Annotated in this window: 9 protein-coding genes; 2 read left to right on the top strand and 7 right to left on the bottom strand. The window is 49.3% G+C overall.

Going from position 1 to position 12,433, the window contains the following annotated elements; all coding sequences use genetic code 11:
- Positions 1-122: 122 nt before the first annotated feature.
- From QL234_RS23375 to QL234_RS23350, 6 genes are all read right to left on the bottom strand, one after another.
- Positions 123-3,248 carry an efflux RND transporter permease subunit gene (locus QL234_RS23375; protein ID WP_281560182.1) on the bottom strand — a complete coding sequence of 1,042 codons (3,126 nt, stop codon included), beginning with the start codon at positions 3,246-3,248 and terminating at the stop codon, positions 123-125.
- On the bottom strand, positions 3,245-4,621 hold the full coding sequence (locus QL234_RS23370) for a hypothetical protein (protein ID WP_281560181.1): 1,377 nt from the start codon (positions 4,619-4,621) through the stop codon (positions 3,245-3,247). The genes QL234_RS23375 and QL234_RS23370 overlap by 4 nt, the downstream gene beginning before the upstream one ends.
- Positions 4,618-5,271, bottom strand: coding sequence for a TetR/AcrR family transcriptional regulator (locus QL234_RS23365; RefSeq protein WP_281560180.1), 654 nt, complete (start codon positions 5,269-5,271; stop codon positions 4,618-4,620). The genes QL234_RS23370 and QL234_RS23365 overlap by 4 nt, the downstream gene beginning before the upstream one ends.
- Positions 5,272-5,555: 284 nt before the next feature.
- Entirely contained in the window at positions 5,556-7,616 is a 2,061-nt protein-coding gene (locus QL234_RS23360) for a M13 family metallopeptidase (protein ID WP_281560179.1), read from the bottom strand.
- 273 nt (positions 7,617-7,889) lie between these two features.
- Positions 7,890-8,516: a TetR/AcrR family transcriptional regulator gene (locus QL234_RS23355; RefSeq protein ID WP_281560178.1), complete on the bottom strand. Its 627-nt coding sequence runs from the start codon at positions 8,514-8,516 to the stop codon at positions 7,890-7,892.
- A 455-nt stretch (positions 8,517-8,971) separates the two neighbouring features.
- Positions 8,972-10,198 carry a threonine/serine exporter family protein gene (locus QL234_RS23350; protein WP_281560177.1) on the bottom strand — a complete coding sequence of 409 codons (1,227 nt, stop codon included), beginning with the start codon at positions 10,196-10,198 and terminating at the stop codon, positions 8,972-8,974.
- Between the two features lie 170 nt (positions 10,199-10,368).
- On the opposite strand from QL234_RS23350, the gene QL234_RS23345 reads away from it, so the two are divergent.
- Complete coding sequence (locus tag QL234_RS23345) at positions 10,369-10,542, top strand: hypothetical protein (RefSeq protein WP_281560176.1); 174 nt, start codon at positions 10,369-10,371, stop codon at positions 10,540-10,542.
- 5 nt (positions 10,543-10,547) lie between these two features.
- Here QL234_RS23345 and QL234_RS23340 read toward each other — a convergent pair whose 3' ends face one another.
- A complete protein-coding gene (locus QL234_RS23340; RefSeq protein WP_281560175.1) occupies positions 10,548-11,402 on the bottom strand; it encodes an NRDE family protein in 855 nt (284 codons plus the stop codon).
- A 218-nt stretch (positions 11,403-11,620) separates the two neighbouring features.
- Between QL234_RS23340 and QL234_RS23335 the strand changes: the two genes are divergently transcribed.
- Positions 11,621-12,391 carry a class II aldolase/adducin family protein gene (locus QL234_RS23335; protein WP_281560174.1) on the top strand — a complete coding sequence of 257 codons (771 nt, stop codon included), beginning with the start codon at positions 11,621-11,623 and terminating at the stop codon, positions 12,389-12,391.
- Positions 12,392-12,433: the final 42 nt, after the last annotated feature.

Below are 12,433 nucleotides of genomic sequence, written 5' to 3'. Positions count from 1 at the left end.
GGCTAAATAAGTTGAGTGAAATAAAAAAGCCGCCGGTAAAGTTGCGGCGGCTTAAATGGTGAAGAAATTGGCTTTCTCTTCGGCTCTTATTTAGTGCATGCTTAGTGAATCTTCAGCTAATGTTAAGTGACGGCACCTGCCGCTATCTCATCTTGATACTGCTCTTTTTTCGATTTGGCCAAACCAAAATCTTCCAGTATGGTATACAGGCAAGGCAGTACAAACAGCACCAGCAAGGTGGAAGTGGCAATACCGAAGACGATACTGGTGGCCAGCGGGATCAATATTTGCGCCTGCAAGCTGGTTTCAAACAACAGCGGCGTCATCCCGGCGATAGTGGTGACCGAGGTTAAGAATACCGCGCGGAACCTGTCGTAGCTGGCTTTGGCCGCCGCCTGGTGTACCGAATGTCCTTCTTCCACCCGTTTTTTGACAAACTCTACCAGCAAGATCGAGTCGTTGACAACAATACCCGCCAGGGAAACAAAGCCTAACATCGAAGGCATGGTAAAGCTTAACCCCATCAGCAAATGCCCCCAGATGGTGCCTATCATCGCCAGCGGAATGGCCACTAACACGATTACAGGTTCGACATAACTGCGGAACTGGAAGGAAAGCAGTAAAAATACTCCTAAAATGCCGAAAACAAACGACTGCACCATAGATTGCTGGGTAATGGCGGAGTTCTTGGTTTCCCCTTCCTGACTCAGCTTAATATCCGGATATCTTTGCTGGAAATCCGGTAGCCAGCGTTTGGTCAGATCTTTCATCACTTTTTGGGTGTTGTTGACCGTGCCGTCGATATCCCCGTAGACGGTAACCGCCCTTTGGTTGTTGTAACGGCCGATGCGTGAATAGCCGCGGGTGGCGGTAATTTCTGCCACTGCCGACAAAGGGATAATGGCACCGCTGGTGGGGTGAATGATCGGGAAGTTATCGAAATCGGCAAATTCATCCCGGGACTCGGGGGTTAACATCACGGTAATTTCGAAGGTTTCCAGATCGACATTGGTTTCCAGTACCTTGTTGCCCTGGAAGGCGCTTCTGACCTGGTTGGCTATGGTCTGGGCGTCTATGCCTAAGTTATAGGCGCCGTCTTTTAATTTCAGGGTAAATTCAGGCTTGCCGGGCCTGAGATCGTCTAACAGGTTGTTGACCCCGGGATAACCGGCCAGCCAGGTTTGCAGTTCGAACGAGGCTTGCGCCAGCTCATTGAGATCATTGCCGGTCAGACGTATCTGGATGGCCCTGCCGCTGGGACCTATGCTCGGCTCTTTAAAGGATAGGGTCAGGGCATCCGGGATAATGCCGCTGCTTTGTCGCCAGCGGTTGATAAAATGCTGCATCTTGGTATTGCGTATTTCCGCCGACAGCAAGTCGACATCTATGGTGGCCAGGTGGGGGCCGGATTCGAATGCATCCGAATTCTGATTGAAGCTTACGGCAAATGATTTGACTAAGGTATGAGCTTCGTCTGCCTGCAGTTCCTGCGAGGTTTTATCCAGCGCGGTTAACAGCTGTTCAACCACACGCTCGGTTTGCTTTAACGGCGTGCCCGCCGGCATTAATATTTGTGCCTGCAGCCTGTCCCCTTCGACATTGGGGAAAGCAGAGAACTGCAAGATGCCCGAGGCGAGCATGCTTACCGACAACAGGAAGAACGCCAGTACGGCGCCGATAAAGGCATAACGGTAATGGATGATTTTTTCCACCAGTACATAAGTGCGGGTTCTTAAGTGCTCGAATTTCTGCTCGAACTTAACGCGGAACCTGGACGGTTTTTGCTTTTCGCCATGGGTGAGGGAATGGTGCAAATGATTGGGCAAGATAAAAAATGCCTCGATCAGGGAAACGGAAATCACCGAAATTAGCACGATAGGGATCACTTTAAGGATCTGCCCGAGATCTCCCTGGAGAAATACCAGGCCGATAAAAATGCACAAAGTAGTGGCATAGGAAGAGGCAACCCCACGGGCGACGATTTTAGTCCCCTTTATCGCCGCTTCCATGGGTTTTAAGCCTTTTTTCAGCTGGGTGCCGATAGACTCGGCAATAACGATAGCATCATCCATTAAGATGCCCAGCGCCAGCAACAGGGCAACCATGGAAATCATATTGATGGTAATGCCCATATGGCCGAGCACAAAGGCGCTGGCTAAGAATGAGACCGGCAGTCCCATTACCACCCAGAAGGCATAACGTACGGTAAAAAACAGCCACATGGTGGCAAAGACCAGCAGCAGTCCCTGCCAGGCGTTGGTGAGCAGCATATTGATGCGGTCTTTGACTATGCTGGTGGCATCCTGGGTAATATCGAGGGAGACACCGGCAGGCAGGCGGGCGGATTCGGTAACTATGATCTCTTCCACCGCCGCCAGCACCTCCAAACTGTCGTCTATGGTATTTTTTTCTATTTTCAGCAGGGCGGCGGGGCGGCCGTTAAATTCTACCTTGTCTTCAGCCAGTTCAAAGGTGTCGATTATGGTGGCGATTTCCCCGAGGCGGACTTCATTGCCTTGTTCGCCGGTTAAAATCACCAGCTGGGCCAGATCCAGGGCGCTGCGTCTTTCATCGCTAAAGCGAAGTTGGGTTTCGCTGTTTTGTGTTTCAATCGAACCCAGCGGCAAGTCGAGGTCCTGCTTGCTGATAAGACTTACCAGTTGCTGCAGATCCAGACCGTAACGGCGCAGGTTTTCCTGGGAAACCTGTACCCTGAGCTGGCGCTCGGAAAAACCGCTGATCTTCACCAGCGGGATCTGGGGGTGTTGCAAGATACGCTGCTTGAGGCTTTCCGCCAGGGTTTTTAGCTCAGATCTTGGCAGGTCTGCAGTTAAGGCGACGGAAATCACATGTTGGGTGCGGCCTTTTTCCGTCACCACAGGCTCTTCGGCGTTATCGGGAAATTCGTTGATGCCGTCGATGGCGGTTTTAACATCATCGGTGAATTTAACGAAATCCCCCTGCTCGAGCATTTTTATCGTCATCAAGCCGAGGTTTTGCCTGGCTTCACAGACTTTTTCCTCGATAAAACTGATGCCGTCAAGGGCGTCTTCGAGCGGCAAACAGATCCCCTGCTCGACATCCACAGGTGTTGCCCCCGGATAGGGAACATTGACCTGCAGCGAGTAGGCTTTGACTTCCGGAAAGGTTTCCCGCTTGATATCCGGCAGGACACTGATGCCCATAAAGATCAGCAGCAGCATCAATAAGTTGGCCGCCGTCGGGTGGGCGGTAAAATAGCGTATCATTGTGCTTTCCTCACCCAGGTATCCAGTTGCTGCTGCAGGGCCAGGTCATCGACCGGGGACAGGCTCATGCCCTGTACCGCGGGGAAAACATCCGAGGTAATAATTTTATCTCCCGGTTTTAGGGTATCGGTAAACAGGGCCAGCTCTCCCTGCAGCTGGACTTTGTTGAGATTGAGGCGCTCCAGGGTATCTGCTTCACCTACCCGATAGATTTGTCCCTGGTGCAGGGCGAATCTGGGGGCGACTACAAATGTTTTTTGAGCGCCGTGCAGGTTTACTTTCATATAGTTGCCTGCCAGCAAGGGGGGCTTGACGCCGGGATCGATATTTTTATAGACGCCTTCAACACTGACTACAACCCCCAGGGTGCGGGTTTGGGAGTCTATGCTGCCGGACAGGCGTTCTACTTTTGCCTGCCAGCTCAGGGACTCGTTACCGGCCGCATACAAGGTGGCGCTCAGGCCGAGGGAGCTGAAGATATCACTCATGGTTCTGTCTGACAGCAAGTCTTCATAATTGAGTTGGCTGCGGTCAAAGCTGGCGGCAATCTGGCTGAACTGCTGCAGGGAAAACTGGGCATTGACTATCATTTTGTCTATGCCGTAAGCTTCGAATAACAAGGTATTGGTGCTGACGTACTGATCGAGTTCGGCGCTTACCGCACTGATGCGGCCGTTAAAAGGCAGGCGGATTTCGGTGCGGGCCAGGTCGCGTTTACTTTGCTCTAACTGCGCCTGTGAAATTTCAATTTTCGCCTGTAAGACTTCGATATCCGAGGGCAGGGTGATCTGGGTATTTTTCAGCTGCTGGACTTCTTGCTGTTGCTGCAGCATGTTTTGTCTTTCGGCGTCCAAGGTCGACAGGGAAACGGCGCCGGACTTACGCAATTTTTCCAGGCGGGCCAGTTCTTTTTGCCGCACTTTCAGTTTTTCGTTGGCCAGCTTCAGATCCAGCTTGTTGTTTTCTACCGTCAGTTCCATTTCTTTTAAACTGGCTTGGCTGGATAACAGATCTGCCTGTGCCTGCTTTAAATTGAGCTGGTAATCCCTGTCGTCGATGCGCAGCAGCAGGGTATCTTTAGCCAGTATTTCACCTACTTTTAATTCCGGGTGAATATAGGTGATGCGCCCGGATACTTCTGCTTTGGCCTGCAGCGTCAGATCAGGTTCAACCGTGCCAAAGCCGGTGATGGCGGGACGGATCATGTGCTCGGCTACGGTTACGGTATCTACCGGCACCGAAGGCCGGGCCTGGGGATTGTGTTTCATTTGCGGCTGCAGTTTAACGATCAACACCATTAAGGCAATACCGCCGGCAAGTATCGCGGGTAAGGCAAACTTTGTCTTTAAGAAGGATTTTAACCATGTTTTCATTGGGCTGGCCCTTTAGTCATTCCGGATATAAAAAGTTGATAAATATGCTCAGTCCATTGCGGGGTATTGAGTTCCTGGTTTGTGATTTGCCATGCCTGCTCCCTTATCGGAGTCACGATAAAGGGGGTGACGATTAAGCTGATCAAAGAAAAGGCGGCATATTTGGGGTTAATGTCAGCGCGTATTTTTCCCTGTGCCTGCTGCCCGGCGATAAGCTCAGGTAAAAGGCCAGCCATGCGTTTGGGAAAACGTTCGATCATGGCAGCCCCTAAGGTTGAATCCGGGGTCATGGCTTCACTGTGTACCAATTTCATTAATCCCGGGTTTTGATTGACCATAGTGAGCATAAAAGTGATCACAGCTTTTATTGGTTCTTTTTCCCGGTGTAAATCACGCAGGCGGCTAAATTCTTTATCCGAGAGCTGATCTAATAAGGCAATAAATAAACCTTCTTTGTTATCAAAGTAATAACTGACCATGGCGGAGTTCACTCCCGCCACTTTACCTAATTCACGTATGGTGATTTCGCTAAAGCTTTTTTCACTTAACAGGGCTAGTGCGGCATCAAGCAATTTTTGCTTTTGCAATGCCTGTTTTTCGCTGTCGACCGGACGGCCTTTGCTGCTTGTCTGGTTTCCCTTATCTGGCATTAGAGTACTGGTATTTAACTAATCATGTGATTAATTAAATCGTATGGTGAGATATTAGTCAAATAGAATAGCCAACTTTAATGTAAAGAACTGTCATTTCTTATATGGAATTGTCAAAGCGTTAAGGTTGGTGATCGAGACTTAGGACTTGAAGGTCAAGAGGGGAGGCACAACAGCATTAGCAGTACGAGCCGAGCTGGCAGTTGCGAGGGCAAGGTTTGTTTTTAAAATAAAAAAGGGAGCCGAGGCTCCCTTAAATAGATAAGTGGTAAATATTACCTGGTTTACCAGATTTTAACGCGCTTTTCAGGCGGTAAGTACATGGCATCGCCTTCTTTAACGTCGAAGGCTTCATAGAATTCATTCATATTCGATAATGAACCCAGAGCGCGGAACTCGCCCGGCGAATGCGGATCGGTGGCTACGCGGTTACGCATAGTTTTTTCAACCATTTTACTGCGCCAGATTTGTGCATAACCCATGAAGAAGCGCTGGTCGCCGGTCAAGCCGTCAATCACAGGGGCTTCTTTACCGTCTAAAGAGGCCTTGTAGGCTTTATAAGCGATAGTGACACCGGAAAGGTCGCCGATGTTTTCACCTAAGGTTAATTCGCCGTTGACGTGTAAATCGTCAAATACTTTGTAGCCCTGGTACTGATCAACAAGGGATTTGGTACGCTTGGCGAATTCGGCTAAATCCTGCTCTGACCACCAGTTACGCAGATTACCTTCGGCATCGTATTTGCTGCCTTGATCATCGAAACCATGGCCCATTTCATGACCGATCACCGCGCCGATACCGCCGTAGTTTACCGCATCGTCGGCAGCCATATTAAAGAATGGCGGCTGTAAAATAGCGGCAGGGAACACGATTTCGTTACGGGTCGGGCTGTAATAAGCATTAACCGTTTGCGGTGTCATGCCCCATTCCCATTTGCGGATTGGGCCGCTGAGTTTTTCCAGTTGTTTTTGGCTGCTTACGGTGCGAGAGCGGATAATATTGCCGACTAAGTCGTTGCCTTTGATGGTCAGTGAAGAGTAATCTTCCCACTTATCCGGGTAGCCGATTTTCGGGGTAAAGGCGGCTAATTTCACATGGGCGGCTTTTTGGGTCTCTTTAGACATCCATTCCAGCTCGTCGATGCTCTGGCCATAGGAGCTACGTAAATTCTCAACTAAAGTGCTCATGCGAGATTTTGCTTGTGGGGTGAAATGACGACCCACGTACACTTTACCTATGACTTCACCTAAGTTGTTGTTAACCACAGCCACGCCGCGTTTCCACAATGGACGTTGCTCCTGGCGGCCGTTAAGCTGCTTGGAGAAAAAGTCAAAATCTTCATTAACGATATCCTGGCCAAGGTAAGAGGCGAAGCTGCTTAAGGTATGGAAAGTTAAATAGCTTTTCCAGTCTTCAAGCGAGGTTTCGGCAAAGATGGTGCCGAAAGCTTTAACGAAGTCAGGCTGGTTGATGATGATGTCTTTTTCACCGGCAACCCCCATGGCAGCCAGGTAAGCCTGCCAGTTAAAGCCATCTGTGAGGCTGGATAAATCAGCGGTAGCAAATTTGTTGTAACGCTTTTCGCTGTTGCGGCTTTCAACCCGGGTCCAGTGATGCTCGGCCAGTTGGCTTTCCAGGTCCATAATGGTTTTTGCTGCCGTCTGGCCGTCAGTAAGACCGGCAAGCTTGTACATGTTTTCAATATGGGTCAGGTAACCGCTGCGCAATTTAACAAAACGCTCTGCTTCATTAAAATAATAATCTCTATCCGGCAAGCCTAAACCGCTTTGCCAGATATGGCTGGCATAGCGGCTGGAGTTTTTGGCGTCGATGCTGATATAAAAGCCCAGCGGGTTGGCGATGCCAAGGGCATCGTATTTGGCAAAGAAGCTGGCAAGCTGATCTTTGTCATCGATATTGTTGATCACATCCAGGATATGCTGAATTGGTTTAATACCCTGAGCATCGCGCTCTGCGGTATCCATATAAGAGCGGAACAAGTCGGCTACTTTTTGCTCGTCGCTGCCGTTTTTCAAACTTTTAGCATCGGCCAGCTCTTCGATAATGGCTTTAACATCATCATCGGCTTTATCGCGCAGATCATAAAAAGAGCCGATAGTGGTTTTATTGCTGGGGATATCATGGGACTTTAACCAGCCACCGTTGATATATTGATAAAAGTTGTCCTGGGGACGGACGCTCATGTCCATATTCGCTTTTTCAATGCCCGAGGCTAAAGCGGTTTTTTGCATAGCAGTATTTGTTGAATTTGTTTCTTCTGTGGTGTTACAACCGGCTACTAACAACAAAGAAGAGCATAAAGCACTTGTTATTATCGTTTTCATATGGGGAGCTATTTCCTGTGTAATTAAATGTTATCTCAAGTGATATTTAGCGGACAAGTCAAAGAATGCCCGACAAATCGCACTGTTTGATAATGTCATGCAGCAGATAGTAAGGCTTATAGTCCATAAACGCCAGTATGGGACACATACTATTAACATTTTATGACAATTTAGCGTCAGGATAATTTTACATTTGGGTAACAGCTGTTAACCGGTTTACAGCGCGGGAAAGCAGGGCTTTTTGGCGTTAACTGTTTATGCTAAAAGTAAAAATTACCTTTGTGGCTGCATATGGGACAGGAACAGGTTTAGCGCGCACTCACACATTTCTTCAATACTGCCGGCGTCGGCATAAATACCGTCAATCAATAACCTGGCGATACCATGCATGGTGCCCCAGGTGACCTGGGCCAGTCTCAGGGTATTTTCACCTTCGGGCATCAGGCCTTTTTGCTGCCAGATCTTGGTCATTTCCACCTGGTACTGGAAGTTGGGGTAGGCGATATCCCGTAAGGTCTGGGTGCTTTTGGCCCCTTTCCAGATGGTACCGCCAAACATTAAGTCATATAAAGCCGGGTTTTCGGCGGCAAAGCCGATATAGCGGGAGATAAACTGACGATAGCATTCCCGGGGAGATAAGCTGTCATCATTAAAGATTTGCTCGGCGATTTCCCGCCAGGCAATAAAGCCCTGGGCGGCGACGGCGCACAATAATTCATTTTTATCTTTAAAATGATGGTAGGGAGCGGTACGGGAAACCCCGACGCGCTCCGCCAGCTTTCTTAACGACAGGTTCTCTACGCCGTCGCTGTGGATCATTTCGGTGGCGGCAAAGATCAGGGTGCTTTGCAGGTTACCGTGATGATAGCTGGATTTGGTCTTATCAGATGTTGTTTTCATGCGGGCAATCTAACAGTCAAGCCCGGGCATGTCAAAGTATAGCCGGTGGTGGTTACCGTTTTCTGATTTAAAAAATTGTTTTATTTAAGGAAGGTTAGCGCCACTTTCTCAGAGCGGTAATCTTAAGGTTGTTATAGGTTTTTTTTCGATGGCAGGGCGACATTGGAAAAAATCAATCCGGCGACCAGCGACATAAAGATCAAAAAGGTTTGTGAGCCGATTTTGTGAGGTGTTGGTGTGGCGTTTAGCATCACCTGGCCTGGCGCCAGGTGATGAGCAACTATTTTTTATGTTTACAAGGTCTTTTTCGATGGCAGGGCGACATTGGAAAAAATCAATCCGGCGACCAGCGACATAAAGATCAAAAAGGTTTGTGAGCCGATTTTGTGAGGTGTTGGTGTGGCGTTTAGCATCACCTGGCCTGGCGCCAGGTGATGAGCAACTATTTTTTATGTTTACAAGGTCTTTTTCGATGGCAGGGCGACATTGGAAAAAATCAATCCGGCGACCAGCGACATAAAGATCAAAAAGGTTTGTGAGCCGATATCGGTGGCGTTTAGCATCACCTGGCCGGAGACCAGACTGTTCAAGCCGATATAAACCTTGCTGCCGGGTACCAGTACTACCAGGCCGAGAATTTTGACTATGCTCGACGGTAAATGGGTGATGCGGGAAAACAGGTTACTGTAGATGCCCAGAATAAAGGCGCCGGCAAAAGCCCCCAGGGCGCCGCCTAAATAGAGACCGCCCCAGATACTGGCGCCGAAAGCGACATAACCGGAAATAATGCCCCAGGGCGCATCTTTTTTGCGTGACTTAAACAGGATCACTAAGCTGGCGGATAAGATAGTGACCGCCAGCCAGGCAGTCCATACCGGGGTGGTTTCCGGGCGGACGAACTCTGCCGTGCCCCAGAACAAGTTCCCCAGGGCCATGCCCAATACCGCACCAAAATAAAGCTTAAACAGCGACATGATGGCATCCATGATACGTGCGGTGCCGGAGATCAAATGCCGCGCCGCCAGTTCTGACAGGCCCAGGGTCAGCGCCAGTCCGGGAATAAACACGATAATGCTGGAGAGGATCACCAGCGGCATATTGATACCGGGATCGACCAGGGTGATGGCGGAGGCGAACATAGCGGTAACGATGGCGGAAAGCGGTTCAAGCATTTCCGTGACCCGGCGTGAGCGCTCCGACCATTTGACAAAACCAAAAACGACAAACCCGAGCCAGGTAGACCAGAAGACATCGTTCCAGCTGGTATGCATTAACATGGCAAACGCCCCGCTGGAGGCGCCAAAAGCCAAAAAGGTCAGGAAAGTACCGTAAGGAGAAGGTTTTTCCGCGATTTCATCCAGGCGTAAAGTGGCTTCGCATAAGCTGCGCTGCCCTGAGCTTAATTCATCGACTAATTCATCGGTGCGCGCCAGTGCCCCCAAGTCGAGCTCGCCGGGTTTTACCCTGACCACATGGTTGTATTCCTGGCTGTCTTCATCACCTGATAAGACAAAAGTCAGGGCGGTGGGGGTAATAATAAAGGAAGCCTGTATTTCTAAAAAACCGGCAACATTTTGCAGATGGGCTTCAAGGCGGTAAGCCGGGGTGCCAAATTTATGGAGCGCCTTGCCCAGGCGGATAAGGAAACGGCGTTTTTCAATAAAATCAGCGGATTGAACCATATAAAGAAAACATTCCAATTAAGGGGTCATTAAAGGTGGCTATGTTACTTTATTTTGCGATAAATGGTAGTGATTAATTATAGGAAAAAGCGATAGTAATAAAAGAAAGAAATTACTGTTATCATAGGCAAAACAGTGAAGCAGCAAACTCAGTTGAGGGTTGGAAAAAGATGACGTTATTGATGATATTGGCGGCGGTGTTTGGCGGGGTTGCCCTGATGGTGATTTTGGGGCAGCGTTTTGGTAAACCCATGGAAGCAGAGCAACAGGCCAAATATGCCAAAATTCTCCCGATACTGATATTTGTGATGCTTATTGCCGGGCTAATCAAAGCCCTGGCTTAATGGGTTTAAGGAGCTGAAAATACCTGAGACAAGTTAAAGCTTTGCTGCTTGCTGCTTTCTCCCCTGGGGTTATAGCTGCAATCGTCAATTAAGATTTCTCCGTGATTATCCTGGGTGATGATAGTGGTCGAGCGGGTGCCGTATTCCGGAGAAACAATAAAAATGGCACTGAGCATTTGTTCTATCGCCAGGGGCATGCCGGTATTGGGCAGTTCATGGTTCTCTGCCTCTTGGGGGTTGGTCATCAGCTGGAACAGTTGCTTGATTAAATCAGGCCTGCTTTGCCCTTGATCTTCCCCGATGGCCTTGGCTAATGCAGTCTGTCCCCGGGCCATCTTCGGCCAGATATCATCTAAAGCGCCGTTGCAGATGCTGTGAAAACCCGGGGTTAACAGATGATATTTGTTATTGATGCTGTCATAGCAAAACAGCTTATCTAACGGACCATACACCAAGTTAAAGCCCTGGTAATCCCGGGCATGGCTGCTCAGGGAGGAAAAAAAGTCATTGTCGTCGCCGGACTGGGGGCTAGCCATTCCCGGAAACTTATCCGCCGGGCTGGTGTTTTTATCCAGTTCTGATAAAGCCGTCAAGACCAGCTCGCCACGGGATTTTTGCTCGTCGCCCTTGCTTTTGCCCCCGGTCAGTCCCTGGCGGTAATTGGTCAGGGCAGAAAAATGCCCCTGCGGGGTTAATCCCAGCCAGCTACCGCCCGCCTGTAAATCCTGGCCTGCCAGGATATCAGGCTGTTGCCAGCGAAACATTTGCCGGGTGGGCCTTTGATGAAACTCATCCCGGTTGGCACAGATGATCACCGGATATTTCGGGTGTTGTTTCAGGGCAAAAAATAATATACACATAGGGCGTAATTAGCTGTTTTAATCAAGAGTGAACTAAGTTAGTTTATTTTGTGCTTTACCGGTACTTTATCTGCAGCGGCAAGCAGGTTAAATTTACTTTATTTTGTCGAGCTTTACACGCTTCGGCATCAAGTTTTTGCAGATAAGCTTCTGTAGATAGTTTTTACTGATCACCTGGCCTGAGATGAATGGCCGGGATCGGTGTTAAAGGAGAGAAAATGTTTGATATTCCCCAGTTGGATTTAAAAGGTAAGGTTTCGGATGCCGAGTGGCAAACCCGGGTGGATTTAGCCGCCTGTTACCGCCTGGTGGCCATGCATGGCTGGGACGATCTGATTTATACCCATATTTCGGCGCGCATTCCCGACAGTGAGCATTTGCTGATCAACGCTTTTGGTTTGGCTTTTGATGAGATCACTGCCTCTAACCTGGTGAAAATAGATCTCCAGGGCAATATCATCGACGAGAATTGCCCGTTTGAAATCAATCCGGCGGGTTTTACTATCCACAGCGCCATTCATGAAGTTCGCCACGACGCCATGTGTGTATTGCACCTGCATACCAACGAAACCATAGCGGTGGCCAGTTTAGAGCAGGGGCTGTTGCCTTTGAGTCAGTACGCCATGTTCGCCCTGGCATCAATGAGCTATCACGACTATGAAGGGCTGGCGGTGAATCCGGCGGAAAAATTACGTTTGCAGCAAGATTTAGGTATGAAGAACTTTATGCTGCTACGCAACCACGGTGGTTTAACGGTAGGGAAAACCATAGGTGATGCCTTTATGCATATGTACGATCTCACCCGTGCCTGCCAGATCCAGTTGCAGATCCAGGGCACCGGCCAGCCGGTGGTTTTGGTTGATCAGGAGATTGTCGACGGCATCCGTGCCCAGGCCAATATTGTCCATACCGGTTTGACCGGCGGGCAAAAATCCTGGCCGGCGATGCTGCGCAAGGTTTACCGCGCCGATCCCCATTTTGCCCGCTAAGGCGACCTAGTTGTTTAATTATTATTGATTGGCCTAAGTGCC

The sequence above is a fragment of the Thalassomonas sp. RHCl1 genome, assembly GCF_947387555.1.
Classification (GTDB): domain Bacteria; phylum Pseudomonadota; class Gammaproteobacteria; order Enterobacterales; family Alteromonadaceae; genus Thalassomonas.
The sequence above is the reverse complement of the archived record's forward strand: the minus strand, read 5'-3'. Positions and strand labels throughout refer to the sequence as shown.

Coding starts and splice junctions, on each gene's coding strand:
- QL234_RS23375 (WP_281560182.1), bottom strand. CDS start 3,248: ATGATACGCTATTTTACCGCCCACCCGACGGCGGCCAACTTATTGATG.
- QL234_RS23370 (WP_281560181.1), bottom strand. CDS start 4,621: ATGAAAACATGGTTAAAATCCTTCTTAAAGACAAAGTTTGCCTTACCC.
- QL234_RS23365 (WP_281560180.1), bottom strand. CDS start 5,271: ATGCCAGATAAGGGAAACCAGACAAGCAGCAAAGGCCGTCCGGTCGAC.
- QL234_RS23360 (WP_281560179.1), bottom strand. CDS start 7,616: ATGAAAACGATAATAACAAGTGCTTTATGCTCTTCTTTGTTGTTAGTA.
- QL234_RS23355 (WP_281560178.1), bottom strand. CDS start 8,516: ATGAAAACAACATCTGATAAGACCAAATCCAGCTATCATCACGGTAAC.
- QL234_RS23350 (WP_281560177.1), bottom strand. CDS start 10,198: ATGGTTCAATCCGCTGATTTTATTGAAAAACGCCGTTTCCTTATCCGC.
- QL234_RS23345 (WP_281560176.1), top strand. CDS start 10,369: ATGACGTTATTGATGATATTGGCGGCGGTGTTTGGCGGGGTTGCCCTG.
- QL234_RS23340 (WP_281560175.1), bottom strand. CDS start 11,402: ATGTGTATATTATTTTTTGCCCTGAAACAACACCCGAAATATCCGGTG.
- QL234_RS23335 (WP_281560174.1), top strand. CDS start 11,621: ATGTTTGATATTCCCCAGTTGGATTTAAAAGGTAAGGTTTCGGATGCC.